18 protein-coding genes and 1 other RNA gene are annotated in these 21,862 nt (G+C 76.2%); 9 read left to right on the plus strand and 10 right to left on the minus strand.

Features of this window, described 5'->3' with window-relative positions; all coding sequences use genetic code 11:
- Nucleotides 1-17 precede the first annotated feature (17 nt).
- Both ACIQ9P_RS02970 and hemC read left to right on the plus strand, forming a co-directional pair.
- Complete coding sequence (locus ACIQ9P_RS02970) at nucleotides 18-485, plus strand: NUDIX domain-containing protein (RefSeq protein WP_402348677.1); 468 nt, start codon at nucleotides 18-20, stop codon at nucleotides 483-485.
- A gap of 1 nt (nucleotide 486) precedes the next feature.
- On the plus strand, nucleotides 487-1,458 hold the full coding sequence (gene hemC / locus ACIQ9P_RS02975; protein WP_402348680.1) for a hydroxymethylbilane synthase: 972 nt from the start codon (nucleotides 487-489) through the stop codon (nucleotides 1,456-1,458).
- A gap of 144 nt (nucleotides 1,459-1,602) precedes the next feature.
- On the opposite strand, the gene rnpB is transcribed toward hemC, so the two are convergent.
- The 3 genes from rnpB to ACIQ9P_RS02990 form a co-directional block, all read right to left on the minus strand.
- An RNA gene (rnpB, locus tag ACIQ9P_RS02980) (RNase P RNA component class A) lies at nucleotides 1,603-2,000 on the minus strand.
- A 13-nt stretch (nucleotides 2,001-2,013) separates the two neighbouring features.
- On the minus strand, nucleotides 2,014-3,432 hold the full coding sequence (locus tag ACIQ9P_RS02985; RefSeq protein ID WP_402349844.1) for an MFS transporter: 1,419 nt from the start codon (nucleotides 3,430-3,432) through the stop codon (nucleotides 2,014-2,016).
- A gap of 111 nt (nucleotides 3,433-3,543) precedes the next feature.
- On the minus strand, nucleotides 3,544-5,034 hold the full coding sequence (locus tag ACIQ9P_RS02990; protein WP_402348683.1) for an RNB domain-containing ribonuclease: 1,491 nt from the start codon (nucleotides 5,032-5,034) through the stop codon (nucleotides 3,544-3,546).
- A gap of 150 nt (nucleotides 5,035-5,184) precedes the next feature.
- Here ACIQ9P_RS02990 and ACIQ9P_RS02995 point away from each other — a divergent pair, with 150 nt between their 5' ends.
- Nucleotides 5,185-5,640: a DUF3995 domain-containing protein gene (locus ACIQ9P_RS02995; protein WP_402348686.1), complete on the plus strand. Its 456-nt coding sequence runs from the start codon at nucleotides 5,185-5,187 to the stop codon at nucleotides 5,638-5,640.
- Between the two features lie 81 nt (nucleotides 5,641-5,721).
- Nucleotides 5,722-6,507, plus strand: a complete 786-nt coding sequence (gene yaaA, locus ACIQ9P_RS03000) for a peroxide stress protein YaaA (RefSeq protein WP_402348689.1) — start codon at nucleotides 5,722-5,724, stop codon at nucleotides 6,505-6,507.
- Between the two features lie 102 nt (nucleotides 6,508-6,609).
- Here yaaA and ACIQ9P_RS03005 read toward each other — a convergent pair whose 3' ends face one another.
- Genes ACIQ9P_RS03005 through ACIQ9P_RS03015 form a run of 3 tightly spaced genes read right to left on the minus strand, consistent with a single transcriptional unit; the run spans nucleotide 6,610 to nucleotide 9,387 of the window.
- Nucleotides 6,610-7,779 (minus strand): bifunctional RNase H/acid phosphatase, encoded by a 1,170-nt coding sequence (locus tag ACIQ9P_RS03005; RefSeq protein ID WP_402348692.1) that lies wholly within the window; start codon nucleotides 7,777-7,779, stop codon nucleotides 6,610-6,612.
- 4 nt (nucleotides 7,780-7,783) lie between these two features.
- Nucleotides 7,784-8,527: a zinc ribbon domain-containing protein gene (locus ACIQ9P_RS03010; RefSeq protein ID WP_402348695.1), complete on the minus strand. Its 744-nt coding sequence runs from the start codon at nucleotides 8,525-8,527 to the stop codon at nucleotides 7,784-7,786.
- 23 nt (nucleotides 8,528-8,550) lie between these two features.
- Complete coding sequence (locus ACIQ9P_RS03015) at nucleotides 8,551-9,387, minus strand: Nif3-like dinuclear metal center hexameric protein (protein WP_402348698.1); 837 nt, start codon at nucleotides 9,385-9,387, stop codon at nucleotides 8,551-8,553.
- Nucleotides 9,388-10,052: 665 nt separating this feature from the next.
- On the opposite strand from ACIQ9P_RS03015, the gene lanL reads away from it, so the two are divergent.
- Nucleotides 10,053-13,592: a class IV lanthionine synthetase LanL gene (gene lanL, locus ACIQ9P_RS03020; protein ID WP_402348701.1), complete on the plus strand. Its 3,540-nt coding sequence runs from the start codon at nucleotides 10,053-10,055 to the stop codon at nucleotides 13,590-13,592.
- Nucleotides 13,583-15,592 (plus strand): alpha/beta fold hydrolase, encoded by a 2,010-nt coding sequence (locus ACIQ9P_RS03025; protein ID WP_402348704.1) that lies wholly within the window; start codon nucleotides 13,583-13,585, stop codon nucleotides 15,590-15,592. Before lanL ends, ACIQ9P_RS03025 begins: the two co-directional genes overlap by 10 nt.
- On the opposite strand, the gene ACIQ9P_RS03030 is transcribed toward ACIQ9P_RS03025, so the two are convergent.
- A complete protein-coding gene (locus tag ACIQ9P_RS03030; RefSeq protein ID WP_402348707.1) occupies nucleotides 15,589-16,620 on the minus strand; it encodes a serine/threonine-protein kinase in 1,032 nt (343 codons plus the stop codon). The genes ACIQ9P_RS03025 and ACIQ9P_RS03030 overlap by 4 nt on opposite strands.
- Nucleotides 16,621-16,854: 234 nt before the next feature.
- Between ACIQ9P_RS03030 and ACIQ9P_RS03035 the strand changes: the two genes are divergently transcribed.
- Nucleotides 16,855-17,004, plus strand: a complete 150-nt coding sequence (locus ACIQ9P_RS03035; RefSeq protein ID WP_402348710.1) for a hypothetical protein — start codon at nucleotides 16,855-16,857, stop codon at nucleotides 17,002-17,004.
- A 93-nt stretch (nucleotides 17,005-17,097) separates the two neighbouring features.
- On the opposite strand, the gene ACIQ9P_RS03040 is transcribed toward ACIQ9P_RS03035, so the two are convergent.
- The 3 genes from ACIQ9P_RS03040 to ACIQ9P_RS03050 all read right to left on the minus strand — a co-directional run bounded on the left by ACIQ9P_RS03040 (nucleotide 17,098) and on the right by ACIQ9P_RS03050 (nucleotide 19,519).
- On the minus strand, nucleotides 17,098-18,189 hold the full coding sequence (locus tag ACIQ9P_RS03040) for an alcohol dehydrogenase catalytic domain-containing protein (protein WP_402348712.1): 1,092 nt from the start codon (nucleotides 18,187-18,189) through the stop codon (nucleotides 17,098-17,100).
- 239 nt (nucleotides 18,190-18,428) lie between these two features.
- On the minus strand, nucleotides 18,429-18,764 hold the full coding sequence (locus ACIQ9P_RS03045) for a transcriptional regulator (RefSeq protein ID WP_402348715.1): 336 nt from the start codon (nucleotides 18,762-18,764) through the stop codon (nucleotides 18,429-18,431).
- The gene (locus ACIQ9P_RS03050) at nucleotides 18,761-19,519 is read right to left on the minus strand and encodes a hypothetical protein (RefSeq protein ID WP_402348718.1); all 759 of its coding nucleotides are present in this window, start codon (nucleotides 19,517-19,519) and stop codon (nucleotides 18,761-18,763) included. Before ACIQ9P_RS03050 ends, ACIQ9P_RS03045 begins: the two co-directional genes overlap by 4 nt.
- A gap of 168 nt (nucleotides 19,520-19,687) precedes the next feature.
- Here ACIQ9P_RS03050 and ACIQ9P_RS03055 point away from each other — a divergent pair, with 168 nt between their 5' ends.
- Both ACIQ9P_RS03055 and ACIQ9P_RS03060 read left to right on the plus strand, forming a co-directional pair.
- Entirely contained in the window at nucleotides 19,688-20,344 is a 657-nt protein-coding gene (locus ACIQ9P_RS03055) for a class I SAM-dependent methyltransferase (protein WP_402348721.1), read from the plus strand.
- Nucleotides 20,345-20,611: 267 nt separating this feature from the next.
- On the plus strand, nucleotides 20,612-21,856 hold the full coding sequence (locus tag ACIQ9P_RS03060; RefSeq protein WP_402348723.1) for a hypothetical protein: 1,245 nt from the start codon (nucleotides 20,612-20,614) through the stop codon (nucleotides 21,854-21,856).
- The last annotated feature ends 6 nt before the right edge of the window (nucleotides 21,857-21,862 follow it).

Raw genomic sequence — 21,862 nt, forward strand, 5'->3', positions numbered from 1 at the left:
CGAAGGAGGAGTTCACCATGGCCGCCGTCGCACCCGGACACCCCGTTACGTCGTACGTGCTGTTCACCGATCCGGCTTCTCGCCTGCTGATCGTGCAAGCCACCGGGCTTCACTCGTGGCATCTGCCTGGAGGCGTGGTCGAGCCCGGGGAGTCCCCATTGGACGCTGCCCGGCGGGAGATCCAGGAGGAGCTGGGCCTGCGCCCCGACATCCGGGAAGACGACCTGTTCGCCGTGGAGTGGGCGCGGGCCCGTCGCCCCGGCGCTCGTGACCGACTCGTCTTCCTGTGGTCCGGTCCGTGTCTTCGCGGCGAAGACACGGACCGGATCTCCCTTCAGGCCCGGGAGCTGTCGTCCTGGCGCTGGGCGACCCACGACGAAGCGAAGACCCTGCTGCATCCGTCCGTTGCCGCGCGGATCCGGGCGCCCCTTCAGCTCCCCGGAGCCGTTACCTATCGAGAGACACGACACGAAAGGACGGTCTGACATGACCTCCGACTTCCCGAAGCGGCTTCTCCGGATCGGGACCCGTAGCTCCCCGCTCGCGCTCGTCCAGACGGACATGGTGATCGCCGAGCTGAGGAAGCACGTCCCGGACCTGCGGACCGAGGTGGTGCCGGTCACCACCGAAGCCGACAAGTGGGAAGGGGACCTCGCCCAACTGGGCGGCAAGGGGCTGTACACGCGCGAGATCGACCAGATGCTCCAGCGCGGCGACATCGACGCCGCCGTTCACTGCGTCAAGGACGTGCCCGGGGACGTGCCGCTCCCGAAGGGGCTGATCTTCGCGGCCTACATGGAGCGGCCGGACGTTCGGGATGTCCTCCTCTTCCCCGAAGGGTCCGGGTACAAGACTCTCGCCGACCTCCCGGCCGGTGCCGTCATCCTCTCCTCGGCGGTCCGCCGGAAAGCTCAGGTTCTCCGGGCACGCCCCGACCTCAAGGTCGTTCGGGTGCGTGGCGCCGTTGGCACCAGGCTCGAAAAGCTGGACGGGAAGAAGAAGCTCGACGGCGTGAGGCCGGACGGCATGATCCTGGCCGTCGCCGGACTGGCCCGTCTCGGAATCGAGCGCCCCGGCTACGTCCTCAGCATGGACGAAATGCTGCCGCCCGTCGGTGCCGGCGTTCTGGGGCTGGAGTGCCGCCAGGACGACCCTTCCGTCGGCGCGTTGCTGGAGAAGCTCAACGACGACAGGACCATGGTCGAAGTGACGGCTGAGCGCGTCATGCTGCATGGGCTCCGTGGACACTGCAACTCGCCGATCGCGGGGTACTGCACCACCGAGGGGGACGGACAGCTCTCCCTGCGCGGCATGGTCTTCGACCGTGAGGGCTCGAAGTTCGCCAACGTCATGGTCTGGGACGAGCACCAGGGGGACCCGGCCGTCCTGGGAGCCCGCGCGTGCGCCGAGCTTCTTCGGCAGGGGGCCCGGGACATCATCCAGGGCATTCCGCACTGATGGCGGCCACTGGCCCTGCCCGGGTCCGCCAGGGTGGGCCGTCGGCCGGATCCGCAGGCCGGAACCGACAACCCGGGGTGGACCGAAGAGAGGCCCCCTGACCTGCTTATCTGCAGGTCAGGGGGCCTCAACCAAGCCAGGCGACGGAAGAGTCGGCCTGTACGCCGGGTTCTGTCTCCCGGGCCGCTCGCGCGGGCCGGGGAGGCGGTCATCCATCTAGGGCTGCCGTTGCCGACAGCCTCGTGCGGTCTACCCGCGAACTCGGGCGAGCAGCCCTCAAGCATCCGCGCACAGCGCCCTGGGGCGCCGATCTTGACCTTGCTCCAGGTGGGGTTTACCTAGCCGGCCGGGTCACCCCGGTCGCTGGTGGTCTCTTACACCACCGTTTCACCCTTACCCGTCGCCGAAGCGGCGGGCGGTCTGTTTTCTGTGGCACTGTCCCGCGGGTCACCCCGGGTGGGCGTTACCCACCACCCTGCTCTGTGGAGCCCGGACGTTCCTCGGCGGGTCCTGGGACCCGTCGCGACCGCCCGGCCGGCTCTTCCGCCGTAGGGGTCATCGTAGCCGCTCGGGCGGGGCCTCCCGTACTCCGGGGCGGGGCGGCGGCGGCTCCGCCCCGAGGTGGGCGGCCACCCGGGCCGCGGTGGCCGTGCCCCAGGCCGAGGTGGTGACCAGGCCCAGCAGCAGGATCGTCGCGCCGAGCCCCACCATGATCCACCAGCCGGCGTGGCTCGCCGGGGCGAAGCCGGTGAGCACCGGGCCGGCCACCGCCGAGGCGACCACGGTGCCGATCACCGCGACGCCGAGCGACTGGCCGACCTGCCGGCTGGTCGAGGCGACCGCCGCCGCCACCCCGGCCTGGGCCCTCGGCATGCCGGACACGGCGGAGTTGGTGATCGGCGCGTTCACGAAGCCGAAGCCGAAGCCGAACAGCCCGTACGCGGCCAGCAGCAGCGCCGGCGGGGAGTCCGCCGCCAGCCTGGTCAGCAGCAGACCGCTGCCGACCAGGCCGAGACCGGCCAGCACCAGGGGCAGCCGGGGACCCCTGGCACCCACGATCCGGCCCGACAGCGGCGCGCAGACCAGCATCATCACCGCCATCGGCAGGGTCCACAGGCCGGCTTCCATCGGGCTGTACCGGCGGACGTCCTGGAGGTAGATGGTGTTGAGGAAGAGGAATCCGCCGAGCGAGGCGAAGGCGCAGACGGCGGTCAGGGTGGCCCCGGTGAACGGCGCGCTGCGGAAGAACCTCGGGTCCACCAGCGGCTCGGCGACCCGCCGCTCCCAGAGCGGGAAGGCCACCAGCGCGGCCAGCGCCGCCACGGCCAGGCCCAGGATCAACGGGGAGGTCCAGCCGTGCTCCGGGCCCTCGATGATCGCGGCGGTGCCGCAGCCGAGCAGCACCACCATCAGCGACTGCCCCACCGGGTCGAGCCGGCGGGCCCGGGGCGCGCGCGACTCGGGGACGTAGCGGGCGGTCAGCAGGCAGGCCAGCAGGCCGACCGGGACATTGATCAGGAAGATCGCCGGCCAGCCGGCGGCGTGCACCAGGAAGCCGCCGAGCAAGGGGCCGAGCGCCATCGAGATGCCGACCACCCCGCCCCAGACGCCGATCGCCCGGGCTCGCTCGCGGGGCTCGGTGAAGGTGTTGGTGATGATCGACATCGCCACCGGGTTGAGCATCGAACCGCCCACCGCCTGCACCGCCCGGAACAGCACCAGCCACCCCAGGCTCGGCGCCAGGCTGCAGAGCAGCGAGCCGAGCACGAAGACCACCAGGCCGGTCTGGAACACCCGGCGGCGGCCGAACCGGTCGGCGAGCGAGCCGAACAGCATCAGCAGCGAGGCCAGCACCAGGGTGTAGGCGTCGATGATCCACTGCAGGCCGGAGGCCGGGGCGTCCAGGTCCTTCTGGATCTCCGGCAGGGCGATGTTCACCACGGTGTTGTCGAGACCGACGATGAACAGGCTCATGCAGCAGATCGCCAGGACGAGCTGTCGGCGGCGCCGGCCGGGGTCGGCGGCGGGCGGCGGACTCAGGAGGGTGGCATCGGGCACGGCTCGATCCTCCCACCCGGACCGGGCTCAGACGGCGGCGAAGCGGACCGTCCGGGTGGCGGGGTCCGCGACGGTGAGCCGGGCGGAGATCCGGCCGCCGAGCGGCAGGGCGGTGCCGGGTGACTCCCCGTCGGCCCCCTCGCCGGGCCCCGCACCGGCCCGGTCGCAGCGGGCCCGGACGGCCGGTTCGCGGAGCTGGACGGTGCCCCGGCCCGGCCGCTTCCCGTCCACGTCGATGACCACCGCCGGGAACTCCTCGCCCACCCGGCCGGACAGCAGCTCCGCCTCCACCAGGTCCACGCAGGCCCGTTCGACCTCGGCCGCCCGGCGGTCGCCCGCCGTCATCAGCGCGGCCACCTCGGCCAGCGCCTCGCGGGCCCAGTCCGGCGGCTCCTCCCCCGCCGCGACCGCCGCGCAGACCTCCTGCGCGAACCGGTCCCCCAACCGGCGCAGCGGCGCGGTGCAGTGCGCGTACGGGGCGGCCAGCGCGGCGTGTCCGGGGTCGGCGGGCACCGGCCGGCCCCGGGCGGTGTCGAAGGCGGCGTGGCCGGCGCCCCGCAGCAGGCCGGTGCACTCGTTCAGGAAGGCGGCGTGCAGCGGGAGGTCCGGGTCCAGCGAACGGACCAGGTCCGGGTACGGCAGGCGGTCGGGCCAGTCGACGTCCAGTGCCCGGGCGGTGCGGCGCAGCCGCTCGTACGCGGCGGGAGGCGCGGCGGGCAGGGTCCGGAGCAGGCCGACCCCGGCGTCCAGCATCAGCTCGGCCGCGGCCATGCCGGTGAGCAGCGAGATCTGGGCGTTCCAGCCGTCGGCGGGGGTGGGGGCGCGGTAGCCGAGGACGTAGCCGCGCGGGGTCTCCTCGATCTCCTGCTCGGGCACCGGGAGGCTGATCCCGCCGCGCTCGCGCTCCTGTTCCTCGCGCAGCCGGCCGACGGTGGCGAGCAGGGCGAGCTGCTCGTCGGCGCCGCCCGTGTCCACGGCGCGCTGGACGGTCGCGTAGTCGAGCCGGCGGTGCGAACGGACCACGGCGCGCCGCAGGTCGGCGAGGACGACGGCACCGTCCTCGTCGAGGTCGATCTGCCAGAGCAGCGCGGGGCGGGGTTCGCCGGGCAGCAGGCTGGCCGCGTCCTCGGAGAGCCGGGTGGGGTGCAGCGCCACCGGCCGGTCCGGGAAGTAGAGGGTCTGCACCCGGCGCCGGGCCTCCTCGTCGATCGCCCCGCCGGGGCGGACGAAGGCGGCGACGTCGGCGATGGCGTAGTGCACCCGGTAGCCGCCGCCGGGGCGGTGGGCGAGGTGCATCGCCTGGTCGAGGTCGCGGGAGCCGGGCGGGTCGACGGTGAACAGCGGCAGCCCGGTGGCGTCGTGGTCGGGCAGCCGGGGTGCCCCGGCGGCCCGTTCGGCCTCCGCCAGCGCCGCTTCGGGCCATTCGGCGCGGACCTCCAGCACGGCCCGCAGCTCGGCCAGTTCGGCATTGATCCGGGCGGAGTCGGCGGCCTTGACGCGCAGTTTTCGGCGGGGCATGGGGGCAGCGTAGGGCCGGGCGGGTGGTTCCGGCCGGACGTCGGCGGCGGGCGGCGCGCCGACGTCCGGACGCGCCCCCGGGCGGGCGAGCGGGCAGGCAGGCGAGCGGGCGGGCCGTCCGCGTAAGGAGTCGTAACGTGGGAGCGGCTGATGATCGGCGGCGGAGGGGAGCGGGCGATGCGAGCGGTGCGGGCCGTGGGGACGACGGTGGCCGGGGTACTGGCGGGGACGGCGGCGCTGCACGCGCTGTGGACGGTGACGCCGTGGCCGTTGCGGACTCCGGAGGAGTTCGCCGACGCCGTGGTCGGCACCGGCGAGGGGGTGCCCCCGGCGGCGGCGTGCGCGGCGGTGGCGGGGCTGCTCGGCGCGGCCGCCTACCTGGTGGCCGCGGAGGCCGGGGCGGTGCCGGCGGTGGGGCCGGCGCGGCTGCGCCGGGCGGGGGTGTGGACGGTGTCGGCGGTGCTGCTGGCGCGCGGCGTGGCCGGGCCGGTGGTCGGCGGCGGGGCGGACCGGCGTTCGGAGCGGTTCCGGCGCCTGGACGCCCGCTACTACTCGCCGCTCTGCCTGGCGCTCGGCACCGGGGCTGGAGTGGTCGCGGCGGCTTGAGGCCGGTCACGGGTTACCGGGAGCCGGGGCCGGTTGCGTAGGGTGGCCGGGTCCGCCGCCACAAAGTGTTGAGGAGTCGCCGTGCTGGTCCTGTTGCCGCCCTCGGAGGGGAAGGCCGCGTCCGGGGACGGCGTGCCGGTGGCGCTCGACGGGCTGTCGCTGTCCGGGCTGACGGCGGCCCGGGCCCGGGTGCTGGAGACGCTGGTCGGACTCTGCCGGGGCGACGAGGACACCGCCGCCGAGGTGCTGGGGCTGAGCCCCGGGCTGCGCGGCGAGGTGGCGCGCAACGCGGGGCTGCCGACGGCGGGGGCGTTCCCGGCCGGCGAGGTGTACACCGGGGTGCTCTTCGACAACCTCGGGCTGGCGACGCTCGACGAGGCCGCGTACGACCGGGCGACACGGACGCTGCTGGTCTTCTCCGGGCTCTGGGGCGCCGTGCGGATCGACGACCGGATCCCGCCCTACCGCTGCTCGATGGGCGTGAAACTCCCCGGACTGGGGGCGCTCGGAGCGTACTGGCGGAGCGCGATGGCGCCCGTGCTGCCGGAGGCCGCGGACGGGTTGGTGCTGGACCTTCGTTCCTCCGCCTACGCGGCCGCCTGGAAGCCGGCCGGCGAGCTCGTCGCCCGGACCGCGACCGTGCGGGTGCTGCAGGAGCGCGACGGCAGGCGCACGGTGGTGAGCCATTTCAACAAGGCCACCAAGGGCCGCCTGGTCCGTGACCTGCTGGTCGCGGGCGCCGAGCCGAAGACGCCCGGCGAGCTGCTGGACGCGCTGCTGGGGCTCGGCCACCGGGTGGAGGTCGCCGCCGAGGGAACGGCGCGCAAGCCGTGGCAGCTGGACGTGGTGGTCACCGAGGTGCACTGAGCACCCGCGAACCCGGCCGCGGGCACGCGTCCGGACACGGCCCCGGGCACGGACGCGCCGGGCGCCGTCCGGACGGGATCCGGCCGGCCCGCCCGGCGTCCGTCAGCGCAGGTGCCCGGTGTCGTTGAGCAGCCGCACCGAGGCGTTGCCGTCCGTGTAGTACTGGACGGCGCAGAGCGAGGCGGCGGACAGCTCCATCCGGTACAGCGAGTCCGGCGGGGCACCGAGCGCCAGCCGGACCAGCGTCTTGATCGGGCTGACGTGCGAGACCACCAGCACCGTCTTCCCGGGGTAGCGGGCGAGGACCTTGTCCCGGGCCACCCCGACCCGGTGGGTGAGGGTGGTGAAGCTCTCGCCCCCGCCGGTCGGCCTGGCCTTGGCGGAGCCGAGCCAGGCGGCGAGGTCCTCCGGGTGGCGCTCCTGGACCTCGCCGAAGGTCAGCCCCTCCCAGGCCCCGAAGTCGACCTCGCGCAGCCCCTCCTCGTACCGGACCTCCAGGCCCAGCCGGGCGGCCACGGTCTCGGCGGTCTGCCGGGTGCGCAGCATCGGCGAGGCCACCACGGCCTGGACCGAGCCGCGCGCGGCGAGCGCCTCGGCGGCCCGCTCGGCCTGCCAGCGGCCCTTCTCGGACAGCTCCGGGTCGGTACCGCCGCTGCCGGAGAAACGCTTCTCCGGGGTGAGGTGGGTCTCACCGTGCCGGAGCAGGACGAAGGTGGTCGGGGTGCCGAGGTCGGCGGGCGCCGCCCAGCCGGCCTTGGGGGCGGCGGTCTCCAGCGGCGGTTCGTCGGCGGCCGCCCCGACGGTCGCCCCGGCCCCGGCGGTCCCGGCTCCGGCGGCCCTGGGCTCCCACTGGCGGCCGGCCTTGCCCGCGTCCATCGCCTCGTTGGCCAGCCGGTCGGCGTCCTTGTTCTTCTCGCGCGGGATCCAGGTGTACGCCACCTGGCCGCGCGGGAAGACCTCGCCCGCCTCGGCCGCGAGCGGCCGCATGTCCGGGTGCTTGATCTTCCAGCGGCCGGACATCTGCTCGACGACCAGCTTGGAGTCCATCCGGACGTCCACCGCCGCGTCCGGGTCGATCGCCCGGGCCGCCTTCAGCCCGGCGATCAGGCCCCGGTACTCGGCGACATTGTTGGTCGCATGGCCAATGAACTCAGCGGCCTCGGCGATGATCTGTCCGGTGTCGCCGTCCCGGACCACCGCGCCGTAGCCGGCCGGCCCCGGGTTGCCCCGGGAACCGCCGTCCGCCTCGACGACGAACCTGCGCCCGGCCATCGGATCAGACGCCCGAGTCGGCCGTGCGGACCAGGATCCGCGAGCAGTTCTCGCAGCGGACCACCTTGTCGGCCGGCTCGGCCTTGATCGAGTTCAGCTCGGTGATCGAGAACTCGGTGCGGCAGCCCTCGCAACGGCGCTGGAACAGGCGGGCCGCGCCGACACCGCCCTGCGTCTCGCGCAGCTTGGCGTAGACCTTCATGAGGTCGGCCGGAACGACGGCGGCGACGGCCTCGCGGTCGCGGCCGACCTTCTCCACCTCGGCGTCGATCTCGGCGAACGCGGCGTCCCGGCGGCCCTCGGCCTCGGTCAGCACGACGGTGGAGTGCTCCAGGCGCGCGGACAGCTCGACCACCCGGGTCTGGGCGGACTCCAGCCGCTCCATGATCTCCAGCACGACGTCCTCGAGGTCGCCCTGGCGCTTGGCGAGCGAGCCGATCTCGTGCTGGAGGTTCTCCAGGTCCCTCGGCGAGGTGATCGTGCCGGAGTCCAGGCGCTGCTGGTTGCGGGCGGCCCGGGAACGGACCTGCTCCACGTCCTGCTCGGCCTTGGTCAGCTCACGGGTGGTGTCGCCGTGCTGGGCCTGGGCGGCGACCACCAGGTCCTTCAGCGCGGTGTGGTCGGCGTTGACCTTGTCGATCTCGGCGTGCTCCGGCAGGCTGCGCCGCCGGTGGGCCAGCTGGTCGAGCTTGGAGTCGATGGCCTGGAGGTCGAGCAGGCGGATCTGGTCGGCGGGCGCGGCGTTCAAGCGGAGAGCTCCTGTGAATCGGGTCAGGCGGGGAAGGACATGGGGGCGTGCGCGGTCCACGGGTCGGTGACCGTACGGGAGACCCTGGTCTCCACGGTCCACCCGCGCTTCTCGGCGGTGCCGAGCAGCGCCCGCTCGGCCAGCGGCAGCCAGGGCCACTCGGTGGCCCAGTGCGCGGCGTCGACCAGGGCGACCGGCGCCGCCTCGGCGGCCTCGGAGGCCGGGTGGTGGCGCAGGTCGGCGGTCAGGTAGGCGTCGACACCCGCCGCGCGCACCTCGGCGAAGAGGCTGTCGCCGGAACCGCCGCACACCGCGACCCGGCTGATCAGCCGGTTCGGGTCACCGGAGACCCGGACGCCGGCGGCGGTGGCCGGCAGGCCGGCGGCGACCCGGGCGGCGAACGCGGCCAGCGGCAGCGGGGGTTCGAGCAGTCCGACCCGCCCGGTGCCGCGCCGGCCCAGCGGGTCGGTCGGGTCCGGGACCAGCGGGCCGGTCACGGTCACGCCGACCGCCTCGGCGAGCGCGTCCGAGACGCCCGGATCGGCGTGGTCGGCGTTGGTGTGGGCCACGTGCAGGGCGATCCCGGCGCGGATCAGGGTGTGCACGACCCGGCCCTTGAAGGTGGTGGCGGCCACGGTGGTGGTGCCGCGCAGGTACAGCGGGTGGTGGGTGACCACCAGGTCCGCCCCCCACTCGACGGCCTCGTCGACGACCGCCTGCACGGGGTCGACGGCGAACAGCACGCGGCGGACCTCGGCCCGAGGGTCGCCGCAGACCAGGCCGACGGCGTCCCAGGACTCCGCCCACTGCGGCGGGTACAGCTCTTCGAGGGCGGTGATGACGTCGGACAGTTTCGGCACCTGTCGAGACTACCGTGCGCGCGGGGGAAGCCGTCCGCCCGCCCGCCCGGGCACCGCCCGTCCGACCGACCGCCGGAGCGGCCCCGGGGTCCGGCGGGCCGCCCCGCCGGGAGCCCGCGGGCGCGCGTCAACCCGCGGCGCGGGAGCGCCCGGGCGGCGGTGGTCCCGTTCGACCGGCGCCCGGGACCGGTTCGCGCAGGGCGACCGGGCCGGAACCGCGCACACCCTCCGGTTCGCACGCAGGCGAAACAGTGGCCGGATCACCCTTACGAGTGAAGTGACCGGCTTCGGATTGAGCATCGCTCGCTACCGAAAGTAACTTCACTTCTACGAACGGGAGTTGCCCCGACCAAGGCGCCGGAAGGGCGCTCCGCCGGAGGCACGGTCCCGGACGCGCGGAAGCGGGCGGGCCCGGCCGCGCGGACCGGGCCGGACACGGCCGGGGCGGTGCGGACCGCCGCCGGGGCGGCGGACCCCCGCCTTCCGGGGAACCGGAGGTCAGGCCGTGGCCGGGTGCCCGGCGCCGGAGCGGCGGCACCGGGCGGGACGCGTCGGCAGCCGACGAAGGAAGGTGGTGGCGGATGCGGGCGGACACATCGCCGCGGCCGGCCGGTGGCACGGACCCGGCGGGCGACGGGCCGGAGCCGGACGGCCGGTGGCCCGGGATGACCCGGACGGCCCTGGCCGCCGCCGGGCGCCGGGGAGGCGGCACGGACCCGGCCGCCGACGGGCGGGCGGCCCGAGCGGACGAGCCGGACGCAGCGGACGGACGGGCCGGAGCGGACGGACGGGCCGACTGGCAGGTCGACGTCGAGGGCTTCTGGTGCACGGCCAGACCGGCCCCGGGCGAACTCCCCGACGAGGGCTGGAAGCTCCACGTCAGCGCCGCCTCGACGGTCGGCGGCGCGGTGCTCGCGGCCGTCACCGAAGTACTCGCCGAGGACCCGTGCGCGTTCCGGTTCGCGACCGGGCCGGCCCAGCTGCACGAGCTCAACTCGCGCCACAGCGACCAGGGTTCGGCCGGCAAGTTCATCACCGTCTACCCGGTCGGCGAGCCGCAGTTCCGGCGGCTGGCCGCCGCGCTGCACCGCGCCACCGACGGCCTGCCCGGGCCCGCGGTGCTCTCCGACCGCCCGTACCGGCCCGGCAGTCTCGTCCACTACCGGTACGGAGCCATCGCGGCCCGGGCCGAACTGGGCAACGACGGCGGGTACCGCTCGATGCTGCGCGGGCCGGACGGCGAGCGGGTCGAGGACGTGCGCGGGGCGTCGTACCGGATCCCGCCGTGGGCCCGCGATCCGCTGGCCGCCGACGGGCCGCGGGCGTTCGACGGGCCACGGCCCTCCCCCGACCCGGCTCCGCTCGGCCCGCCCGGATCGGGCCCGACCGGATCGGGCCCGACCGCATCGGGTCCGCCGGCATCAGGCCCGAATGCTCCCGGCCCGACTGCTCCCACCCCGGCCGGGGCCCGCCCGACGGACGGCCGGGGCGGCGGGTACGAATACGGGCCCGGGTACGGGTACGAGCCCGGGTACGGCACGCCCGGCTCCGGGTACCGGCCGGGCATCGGCCGACCCGCCCCCCGGCGGCGCGGCAGCGGCGGGGTCCTGCTCGCCGGCCGCTACGTGGTCACCGGGGCGATCCGGCAGGGCGCCAAGGGCGGCGTCTTCCTCGGCCGCGACACCGACGGCGGCGCCGAGGTCGTGGTCAAGCAGGCCCGCGCGCACATCGAGATGGACCCCGCCGGCACGGACGCGCGCGCCGCCCTGCGGCACGAGGCCGCGCTGCTGGCCCGGCTGGAGGGCCAGGGGCTGGCCCCGAGCCCGGTCGAACTCGTCGAACAGGACGACTCGCTCTTCCTCGTGCAGGAACGAATCGCCGGACAGCCGCTCGGCAGCTGGGTCGCGGCCCGGCTGCGCCGCGACGGCAGCCCCGACGTCGACTGGACCGACGCCGGGCCGATGGCCCACACCCTGCTCGATCTCGTCGAGCGGGTGCACGAGCAGGGGCTGGTGCTGCGCGACCTCTCCCCCGACCACGTACTCGTCCAGCCCGACGGCTCGCTGCGGCTGGTGGACCTGGAGCTGGCCACCGAGGCCGGCAGCCGGACCGGACCGGCCGGCGCACCCGGCTACCGCGCCCCCGAGCAGGGGCCGGGACGGCTCGCCCTGGTCGACACCGCCGCGGCCCTGCCGGTGCGGCGGCGCGGCGGCGGGTTCGCCGGCCTGACGGCGGGACGCGGCGGCGACGGCACCGCCGAACCGGAGACGGACCTCTACGCGCTGGGCGGGCTGTTCTTCCTGCTCGCCACCGGTCACGACCCACTGCTGCCCGAGGACCTGCCGCACGCCCGCCCGGTCACCGAACGCCTCGGCCGCTGGCTCGCCCTCGCCGCCCGCTGCGGCACCACCGCCCGCCGGCTGGCCCCGGCCGTGCTCGGCCTGCGCGCCGAGGACCCGCGCCACCGCTGGCACCCGGCCCTGGTCCGGGAGTCCCTCGCGGCCGACGGGGCCGCCACCGGACCGGCCGGACACCCCGGCACCCCGGCCCCGGACCGGCCCGCACCGGACGCGCGCCGCGCCGAACCGACTCCGTCCCCGGCCCACGAGCGCCTCGACGGACGCTCGCGGTCCGGGACCGACGACGGGGCGTTCTGGCACACCGAACCGGCCTCCTCGCCGGACCACCCGGAGCCCGCCCCGGCCCCCGCCGACCGCACCGTCCACCCTGTCCACAACGCCCATCCTGTCCAGTCCTTCCGCCCTGCCCACCCCGTCCATCGCGATCACCGCCACGACGACACCGCCGTCCTCGACCGGGTGCTGCACGACGGACTGCGGCACATCGCCGCCACCGCCACCCCCGCGCGCCGGGACCGGCTGTGGCCCGTGGTGCCGGCCGGCGAACGCTCGGACCCCTGCAACGTCCAGTACGGCGCGGCCGGGGTGCTGGCCCTCCTCGCCCGGGCCGCGGCGACCGCCGGGCTGCCGGAGGACGTCCGGGCCACCACCCGCGCCACCGCCCGGACCGCCGCCGACTGGATCGAGCGCCGCTGCGCCGCCGAGCCGGTGGTCCTGCCCGGACTGCACTTCGGACGCTCCGGCGCCGCCTGGGCACTGCTGGACGCCGCCCGCGCCCTGGGCGACCGGGCGCTCGCCCGGCGGGCGGCCGACCTGGCCGCCCGGATCGCCGTCGAGTGGCCGAACCCGGACGTCTGCCACGGCGCGGCCGGCGCCGGCTTCCTGCAGCTCCGCTGCGCCGCCGAGCACCTGCCCGGCTCCGCCGCCGACGGGGCGGCGGCGTTCCTCGCCCGGGCCTCGCGCTGCGGCCACGGACTCCTCGCCGCCGCCCGGCGCTCGCCGCACGGCGCGGTGTGGCCGGTGCCGCGGGACTTCGACTCCGCGCTCGCCGGGACCACCGAGCTCGGGTTCGCACACGGGGTCGCGGGTGTCGGCGCCTTCCTGCTGGCGGCGGCCGGGGCCACCGGGGACGGCGCGCTGCTGGCCGGCGCCGTCGAGGCCGGCCGCACCCTCGCCGCCACGGTCCGCCCCGACCCGCCGACCGCCCCGGGCCCGGCCGGTGACGGCACCTTCCCCGCCGCCCGGTGGCCGCGGAGCGCCGACGACCCCCCGCACGTCCGCCTGGCCCACTGGTGCAACGGCTCCTCCGGCGCCGGCACCTTCCTGCTCCGGCTCTGGCGCGCCACCGGCGACGCCGACGCGCACCGACTGGCCCTGGCCGCCGGGCGGGCGGTGACGGCCGGACGCTGGCACAGCGGTGTCTGCGCCTGCCACGGCCTGGCCGGGGACGGGGAGTTCCTGCTCGACCTCGCCGAGGCCACCGGCGATCCCGGGTTCCGCGCCGCCGCCGTCGAGGCGGGTCTGCTGATCGCCGCCCGCCCGGCCCTGCGCGACGGGCTGCTCGTCCTGCCGGACGAGACCGGCACCGGGTGCGCGCCCGCGTACGGCACCGGGACGGCGGGGGCGCTGGCCTTCCTGCTGCGGCTGCGGCACGGCGGCCCGCGGCTCTGGGTGGACCCGGTCCCGGTCGGCGCACCACCCGACACCTCGCCCCGCACCTCGTCCGACACACCACCCAGCACCTCGCCCGGCACCTCACTCAGCACCTCACTCGGCCCAGCGTCCGACGCGCCGCCCACCGCGGCCGGGACCGCGGGGGCCGGGGAAGCGGACTCATGGACGTGACCACCCGGGCCGGGACCCAGGCCCTGCGCCGGCTCGGCTTCACCTTCGCCGCCGACGGCAGCCACGCCGCCTGCCTGGCCTCCACCGCCGACGGCGGCTGGTACGCGGAGAGCTGGCACCTCCCCGCCCGGGGCCCCGCCCTGCCGACCGGGCTCCCCCTGCCCGGCCACCGCTCCGAGGACCTCCGCTCGCAACTGGTCGCCCTGCCGGACGGCTCGGTGCTGGTCCGGCGTTCCGACGGCGACCGGCACGACCTGGTGACGCTCTCCGCCGCCACCGACCAGCACGGCCGGGCCGTCACCGCCGAACGGCCGCTGGCCACCCTGCGGATGCCCGGCCTGCGGCTCCTTCCGCTCCCGGCGGGAGCGGCGGCGTCCGGCCCCCGCGCCCCGGTCGCGCTCGCGCTGGGCAGCGACACCCGGCCGGGCACCACGGTCTGGCTGGTCCGGGCCGACGGCTCGCCGCCGCAGCAGGTCGCCGAGGTCCCGGGTCTGCACGGCGGCGGTGTCTGGCTGGACCACGCCGGCGCGCTGCTGGCCCTCGACCGGGTGGGCGACGGTCTCGTCCGCACCGTGGTGCTCGACCTGCGCACCGGCGCCGTCACCCCGCTGCTGGAGATCGGCGAGCACAGCAACGACCGGCTGCTGCTGTTCGACCCGGACAGCCGGATCGCGATGGTGCGCAGCGACGCGCCCGGGACCGACCGGATCGGCTGGGGCGTGCCGGGCGGCGGCGAGCCGCTGCGGTTCCCCGAGGTCCTGCACGTCGCGGGCATGTTCCTGCGGCCGGTCGCCCTGCGTCCGGCCGCCGACGGCCCCCGGGTCGCGGTGCAGATCGACCACGGCGCGGGCTGCTCGCTGGCCCTGTGGCGTCCCGCCCTCGGCCGGCTGGACCCGCTGCCGGTCCCGCCCGGACGGCTCGGCGCGGTCGGTCACTGGTCGGCGGACGGACTGCGGCTGCCGTACTCGTCGCCGGACCATCCGGCCGCGCTCGCCACCCTGGACGTGGACGCGCTGCTGACACAGGGACCGGTCGCCACCACCTCGGGGCCGGTGCCACTGCCGCTGCAACTGGCGCCGCTGGGAACGGGGTTGCCGGGGCCGTGGCGGGACACCGTGCTGCCCTGGCAGCCCGGTACCACCAGGAGCCGCCCCGGCACGGTGCCGCGCGGATGGCGGCTGGACGGTTCCGCCGAGCCGGGCGACGGCGGCCGCTGGCATCCGGCACAGAGCCTCGAACTCTCCGGTCCGGCGGGCCCGTTGGAGGCCGTGGTCTACGGCGGGGACGCCTGGCTGAGCAGTCCCCAGCTGGTGCTGGCCCTGCACGGCGGCCCGGCGGACGCCTGGCGGCTGGAGTTCGACCCGGCGCTGCAGCGGATGGCCGGCGAGGGCCTGGCCGTGCTCGCCCCGAACCAGCGCGGCTCCACCGGCTACGGGGTGGCGCACGCGCTGGCGATCCGGGGCGCCTGGGGCGGACCCGATCTCGACGACGTGCTGCACCTGCTGGAGGGCATCGCCGGCCAGCGGGCCGCGCTCGGGCTGGAGCCGCCGGCCCTGTTCGGGGTCAGCTACGGCGCGTTCCTCGCGCTGCTGGCGGCGGCCCACGCGCCGGCCGAGCAGGTGGCGCGCTGCGCGGTGGTCGCGCCGTTCCTGTCCGGCGCCCGGCTGCTCGCCGAAGCCTCCGATCCGGTCCGGGCGCTGACCGCCCGACTGGGCGGCGGGGATCCGATCGCGGACGCCCGCGGACCGCGCGACGTGCTCCAGCTCGCGCACCGGATCGGCGCGCCACTGCTGGTCGTGCACGGCGACCGGGACGAGGTCGTCCCGGTGAGCCAGTCCCGTTCGCTGCGGCACGAGTTGCTGCGGATCGGGCGCACCGAGGGCGCCGACTTCCGCTACGTCGAGGCGGCGGGGGCCGGGCACGACGTCCTGGCCGAGGAGGGCGGCGCGGTCCTGCACGAACTCCTCGCCGGCTTCCTGCGCACCGGCCGTCCGGGCTAGGGCGTGGGCCAGCGGTACTGCTCGACCATCGTCCGGACCGGTGGTGGCAGCCAGTCGTCGTTCTCGATCCGGTGGCCGGAGAGCTGTCGCAGGACGTCGTTCGCGGTGGGCCGGCGCCCGGGGTCGTGGTCCAGGCACCGGACCACGACCGCCGCCAGGTGGGCGGGCAGCAGGCCCAGGGCGGATTCCAGCGGCACACCCGGGGCGAACGGAGCGGCGCCACCGGCGTGGCACAGCACCATGCCGAACGCGTACAGGTCGACGGCGGGGGTCACCGGTGCGCCCGAGAGCTGTTCCGGGGCGACGAAGCCGGCCGTGCCGACGACGAATCCGGTGGAGGTGAGCCGGGTGTCGTCGGCGACCTGGGCAATGCCGAAGTCGATGAGCCGCGGGCCGGTACCGGAGACGATGACGTTGCCCGGCTTGAGGTCGCGGTGGATCACACCGCAGCGGTGGATCTCCTCCAGTGCCTCGGCGATCCCGGCCGCGAGCGCGTGCAGCGTGCGCCCCGGTACCGCGCCGTGCCGGCGGAGGACCTCCTGCAGCGACGGGCCGGGGATGTACTCGGTGGCCAGCCAGGGCGGACTGCCGTAGGGATCCGCGTCGACCACGGGCGCGGTGTGGAATCCGCCGACCTTGCGCGCGGCCTCGATCTCGCGGGCGAAGCGGCGCCGGAAGGACGGGTCGGCGGCGAGCTCCGGGTTCACCACCTTCACGGCGACCGGGCGACCGCCCGGGGTCAGACCCAGGTAGACCGTTCCCATGCCGCCCCGCCCCAGCTCGCCGGTCAGGCGGAAGCGGCCGAGGTGGCCGAGCGCGGGGTCGGTGGCGGAAACGGTGAGGGGGTGCGCGTCGGCCGGCGTCGGGGTCACCCGGTGAACGGGCGCGGCAGCGCCGGACACCTCGGGCGGGCCGACGGGGCTCCGTTCGACCGGGCTTCGGCGGGCCCGCCGACGTGCCACCGAGGTGAGCAGGCCGAACAGCCCCGCGGCGAACGCGACCGCCACGAACAACATCGCCACCGCCATCCGACCCCCGCCCTCACCGGTGCCCGGGCCGCCCCGTCCCCGTGCCGCGGCCCCTGGGCGGAGTGTCCCAGATCCACCCGCCCCGCGGGGGCGAATCCCACTGCGAGCAGCGCCCGTCGAGCACCCCGCCCGCCCCGGCGGTTAGGGTGGCGGCCGCGCCCCGGCCGCCTCCTCGCGGGACCGGCCGGAGGCCGGACGACCCGTACCCTCGCACGGAAGCACGGAAAGACGATCTTGATCTCCGACACCCTCACCGACACCGACGAGACCACGGCCGAGGACACCGCGGCGGCCGGTCGCCACCGCGGCCGCTCCGCCGCCGACGACAGCCCCGGGGCGGACCCGCACGGCCGCCACCGCGCGGCCTCGGCCGACCTGGCCTGACCGGTCGCAGCGGGTCCGGCCGCGACGTGTGCGCGACCGGCCGGACCCGCTGCCCGGCGCCTTCCCCCGGCTCCGGACCCCGGCCCCCGGCCTTCAGCCCGGCAGCACGATCGTCCGCAGCGCCTCGCCGCCGCGCATCTGCGCCAGCGCCTCGTTGACCTCCGCCAGCGCGACCCGGTGGGTGACCATCCCCGCGAGGTCGATCCGCCCGGTCCGCCACAGCTCCACCACCAGCGCGACGGAGCGCGACAGCGGGGCGCCGCCGTACAGCGAGGGCAGCAGCCGCTTCTCGTTGAAGAACAGCTCCCCCATGCCGAACCGCACCTGGTCGTCCTGCGCCCCCGCGCCGATCACCACCACCGCGCCGCCGCGGCGGGCCGCGTCGTACCCGGCCCGGACGGTGTCCGAGCGGCCCACCGCCTCGAAGACGTAGTCGAATCCGCCGCCCGGCAGGCCCTTCGCCACCGCCCTCAGCTCCTCGGGGGCGAGTGCCTCGGTCGCGCCGAAGGCGAGCGCCCGCTCCCGCCGGGACACCACCGGGTCGACCACCGCGATCCGGCCCGCGCCGCAGACCCGGGCACCCTGGACGGCCGCGACGCCCACCCCGCCGGCGCCGATCACCGCGACCGACGCGCCGGGCTCGACCCGGGCGGTGTGGACGGCCGCGCCGATGCCGGTGGTCACACCGCAGCCGATCAGCGCGGCCAGTTCGTACGGGAGGTCGGCGGGCACCCGGACCACCGCGTCGCGGTCCACCACCACCTCCTCGGCGAAGGTGCCGGTGCCGTAGAAGCCGGACGCCTCCCCCGCGCCGGGCCCGTCCCCGCCGTAGCGGAAGCCCGGGGTGCCGAGCCGCCGCAGACCGGCCACGCAGAGGTGGGAGCGCCCGCGCTCGCAGTGCGCGCAGCGGCCGCACGACGGCATCCAGCTGAGCAGCACCCGGTCGCCGACGGCGACCTCCGTCACCCCCTCGCCGATCTCGACGACGTCGCCGGCGCCCTCGTGGCCGGGGACGAACGGCGCGGGGTGGGACAGGACGCCGCTCATCGCCGACAGGTCGGAGTGGCAGAGACCGGCGGCCCGCAGCCGGATCCTGACCCGGCCCGGGCCGAAGCCGACCACCTCGACGTCGTCGCGGACGTCGAGCGTCTCCTGACCGGTCCTGTGCAGGACGGCTGCGCGCATGCGGCTGCTCCCGGTTCGCCTCGGATCGCTTGTGGGGCGATTCTGGCACGACACACCGGGGGCGAGTAGAACACGTTCCACTCACCCCCGGTGTCGGCCGGCGCGGGAAGTCGGACCGGCCGACCACCCGCGCCGAGGGCCCCTCCCCCGACGTCGGTGCGGACGGGACCGCCCCCGTGCGCGGTCCCGTCCGGCTCCCGCCCGCCAGCGGCCCGGCCCCGGGTCACCCGCCGCCCGCCCTAGGGAGCGGCCGGCCCGCCCTGCTCGATCAGCTGGATCAACCGCTTCAGCTGGGTGACCTCGTCCCGGAGGGCGCGGTCACCGGCGGGGGTCAGCGAGAGCCAGGTGCGGGCGCGGCGGCCCTCGTAGCCCTTCTCGATCGCGACCAGTCCGGCCTTCTCCAGCACCGCCAGATGCTGGCTGAGGTTCCCGGCGGTGAGGCCGAGCGCCGTCCGGAGGAAGCCGAACTCGACCCGGCGCGCCTCATGGGCGACGGTGAGGATGCCGAGGCGCACGCGCTGGTGGACGACGTCGTCGAGGCCGTTGACGGGGTGCCGGTCGGACTCCTCGGTCATGCGGCGTCACGCTGCCGGGGCAACTGGGCCAGGGCGAAACCCAGCGCGCCGAACAGCAGGAACAGTCCGGGGACGATCAGCCGGGGCACGCCGCCCCAGGGCGAGGAGAGACCGATCCCGGTCCAGCCGACGGTGACCGGCACCAGCTCCACGACCAGGTAGGCCAGGGCGAACAGCAGCAGGGCGGGGCTGCGTTCCACCCGGGCGAGCACCAGCAGCGGCAGTCCGACGGCGGCGGCGCCGCCGAGGAACCGTTCGAGGAGCTGCGTCGCCCCGGACCGGGGGTCGAGGTTCAGGCCCCAGAGGTCGAGCCGGGCGCCGGGCGCCTCGGCCCCGTACCGGACACCCCAGAACGCGGTGGCGGCCACCAGGGCGACGAGCCCCGCCCCGGCGAGGACGTAGGGCAGGACCGGGGTGCCGACCCCGCGCCGGCGGGAGCCGCGGACGTAGTGGAGGGCGGTCGCGGCGTAGACGACGGCGAACCCGATCGTCCAGTAGAGCGGCGACCCGTGCTTGACGAGGGTGCAGCCCACGGCGGCGGCGTCCGCCGCATCCGGAGCGGACGGGCAGTCGGTGACGGTCCGGACCTCGAAGGTCAGCCGGTCGACGAGGATCCCGCCGAGGGTGAGCACACCGAACAGGAGGAGGGGGAACCAGGCGCCGCGCTGGGCGGCCCGGACCCTGCGGGTCAGATCACCGAGACCTGCGAGCACTTCTTGGGGGGCGCCCGACGACGGCGCCGTTGCGTCTGTCATGCCGTCAGCTTTGCATCACAAACTGGTTATGACAAGAAACCTGCGCGGATCCGCAGCCGCCCCGACGCCCGCGGAAAGCCGGGGCGGGGGTCCTCCCCGGGCCGTACCGTCCAGTAAGGTCCGACGGCGAGCACGAACCGAACCCCCACCCCGCCGAGGAGCAGCACCATGTCCGACCTCCTGGAGACCGCGCGCCCCCGGCCCGAGGTGCTGGCGGCGTTCGAGGGCGCGACCGGGTTCATGCCCGTCGACGAGGGCCTCGCCCTGTACGCCGCCGCCGTGACCGCCGCCCGCCGGACCGGACGGCCGCTGCTGGAGATCGGCACCTACTGCGGCCGCTCCGCGATCCTGCTGGCCGACGCCGCCCGCGAGACCGGCACCGTGGCGCTGACCGTCGACCACCACCGCGGTTCCGAGGAGCAGCAGCCCGGCTGGGAGTACCACGACCCGACCCTGGTCGACCCGGAGGTCGGCCGGATGGACACCCTCCCCCGGTTCCGCCGCACCCTGCACGCGGCCGGGCTGGAGGACCACGTGATCGCCCTGGTCGGCCGCTCGCCCCGGATCGCGGCCGTGTGGGGCGGTCCGCTCGCGCTGGTCTTCATCGACGGCGGCCACACCGACGAGCACGCCACCGCCGACTACGAGGGCTGGGCACCGCACCTGGCGCCCGAGGGCCTGCTGGTCGTCCACGACGTCTTCCCCGACCCGGCCGACGGCGGCCAGGCGCCCTACCGGGTGTACCTGCGGGCGCTGGCCGAGGGCTTCGAGGAGGTCTCGGTGACCGGTTCGCTGCGGGTCCTGCGCCGCGCCGCCGCCGGCTGAGCCGCAGGTCGGGACCACCGCGCCGGCCCGCCGTGCCCGCCGCCGCGGGGGCATCGCCGTCCGGCCGCCGCGGGGGTGTCCGGAATCCGCCGACCCGCCCCACGGGCGATCACGGATGCTCTAACGTCGTGCCGGGGCTGCCGGGCGGAGGCGCGAACGGTACGGTGTCCGCGCGGTCGCGGGCGCCCGCGACCGCGGCGCGGCCGCACGACACCAGCAGAGCACCGGGCGGAGCAGGCCCGGGCAGACCGTGGGGGCCAGGGACAGATGACGGACCAGCACAACACCGCTCCGGCGGTCTGGGACCCGACCGCCCGCGGCGGTGCGGGCGGCTGGGTGCGCGGTCCCCAGCAGCCCGCCACTCCGGGCGCGCCGCCCGCCGCCCCGCCGGCCGCCCCCGGCCCGCCGCAGGGCCCCCCGGGCGGCCCGGCCCAGGCCCCGCCGCCCGCCGGACCGTACGGCGAGGACGCCCCGACCGCCCTCATCCCGCAGCCGGTGCCTCCGCGCCCCGACGCGCCCGGCGCCTTCCCGCCCCGGAGCGCGCCGCAGCAGCAGCCGCCCTACGGCCCGCCCCGACCGGCCCAGCAGCCCGGCTACGGCGGCGCCCCGTACAGTTCGCCCGGCCGACCGCCGCAGGGCCACCCCCGGCCCGAGTACGCGCAGCCCGGCTACGCGGCCGAGTACCCACCCGAGCACCCGCAGAGCTACCCGCAGCAGGACTACCCGCAGCAGCCCTGGTCCCCGCTGGACCACCCGACCGGCTACGAGGACGCGGACGACGACGCCCCCGGAAGCAGGCGCGCCCCGCTGCTGATCGCCTTCGCCCTGCTCTTCGTGCTGGCCCTCGGGGGCGGCATCCTCTGGGCGGTCCGGGACAAGGGGTCCGGCACCGACCAGGCCGGCTCCGCGACGCCCTCCGCCACCGCCACCGGCGGGTCGGGGAACCCCCAGCCCGCCCCGCTCCCCACCGGTTCCGGCGCCGAGCCGACCCCGACCGGCCCCGACCCCTCGGCGAGCGCCTCACCGTCCCCGTCCGCGTCCACCGCCGGCGCGAACGCTCCGGCCCAGGCCAAGGCCCTCGACGAACTGCTCACCCAGGGCGAGGGCGCCAAGGCGCCGATCGGCAACGCGGTGGCCAAGGTCAACAGCTGCCCGACCAAGCCCGACATCGAGTCCGCCGCCCAGGTGTTCGACAGTGGCGCCAAGCAGCGCGACCAGTTGCTGGCCAAGCTCGCCCAGCTGGGCGTCACGGACCTGCCCGGCGGCGCGGACGCGGTGCAGTCGCTGAAGTCCGCCTGGCAGCTGTCCGCCGACATCGACCGGGCGTACGCGGCCTGGGCCCGGGCGGTCGCCGCCCAGGGCTGCTCGGGCAGCGCGCCGAACACCGCCGACAAGAAGCGCGCCGACGAGCTCAACCCGCAGGCCACCCAGGCGAAGAAGGACTTCGTCACGAAGTGGAAGGCGATCGCCGACCAGTTCGGACTCACCCCCCGCACCCAGGACCGGATCTGAACCACC

It is taken from the genome of Kitasatospora sp. NPDC094019, from assembly GCF_044764505.1.
Classification (GTDB): Bacteria; Actinomycetota; Actinomycetes; order Streptomycetales; family Streptomycetaceae; genus Kitasatospora.

Coding starts and splice junctions, on each gene's coding strand:
- ACIQ9P_RS02970 (WP_402348677.1), top strand. CDS start 18: ATGGCCGCCGTCGCACCCGGACACCCCGTTACGTCGTACGTGCTGTTC.
- hemC (WP_402348680.1), top strand. CDS start 487: ATGACCTCCGACTTCCCGAAGCGGCTTCTCCGGATCGGGACCCGTAGC.
- ACIQ9P_RS02985 (WP_402349844.1), bottom strand. CDS start 3,432: ATGAGCCTGTTCATCGTCGGTCTCGACAACACCGTGGTGAACATCGCC.
- ACIQ9P_RS02990 (WP_402348683.1), bottom strand. CDS start 5,034: ATGCCCCGCCGAAAACTGCGCGTCAAGGCCGCCGACTCCGCCCGGATC.
- ACIQ9P_RS02995 (WP_402348686.1), top strand. CDS start 5,185: ATGATCGGCGGCGGAGGGGAGCGGGCGATGCGAGCGGTGCGGGCCGTG.
- ACIQ9P_RS03005 (WP_402348692.1), bottom strand. CDS start 7,779: ATGGCCGGGCGCAGGTTCGTCGTCGAGGCGGACGGCGGTTCCCGGGGC.
- lanL (WP_402348701.1), top strand. CDS start 10,053: ATGACCCGGACGGCCCTGGCCGCCGCCGGGCGCCGGGGAGGCGGCACG.
- ACIQ9P_RS03025 (WP_402348704.1), top strand. CDS start 13,583: ATGGACGTGACCACCCGGGCCGGGACCCAGGCCCTGCGCCGGCTCGGC.
- ACIQ9P_RS03030 (WP_402348707.1), bottom strand. CDS start 16,620: ATGGCGGTGGCGATGTTGTTCGTGGCGGTCGCGTTCGCCGCGGGGCTG.
- ACIQ9P_RS03040 (WP_402348712.1), bottom strand. CDS start 18,189: ATGCGCGCAGCCGTCCTGCACAGGACCGGTCAGGAGACGCTCGACGTC.
- ACIQ9P_RS03045 (WP_402348715.1), bottom strand. CDS start 18,764: ATGACCGAGGAGTCCGACCGGCACCCCGTCAACGGCCTCGACGACGTC.
- ACIQ9P_RS03050 (WP_402348718.1), bottom strand. CDS start 19,519: ATGACAGACGCAACGGCGCCGTCGTCGGGCGCCCCCCAAGAAGTGCTC.
- ACIQ9P_RS03055 (WP_402348721.1), top strand. CDS start 19,688: ATGTCCGACCTCCTGGAGACCGCGCGCCCCCGGCCCGAGGTGCTGGCG.
- ACIQ9P_RS03060 (WP_402348723.1), top strand. CDS start 20,612: ATGACGGACCAGCACAACACCGCTCCGGCGGTCTGGGACCCGACCGCC.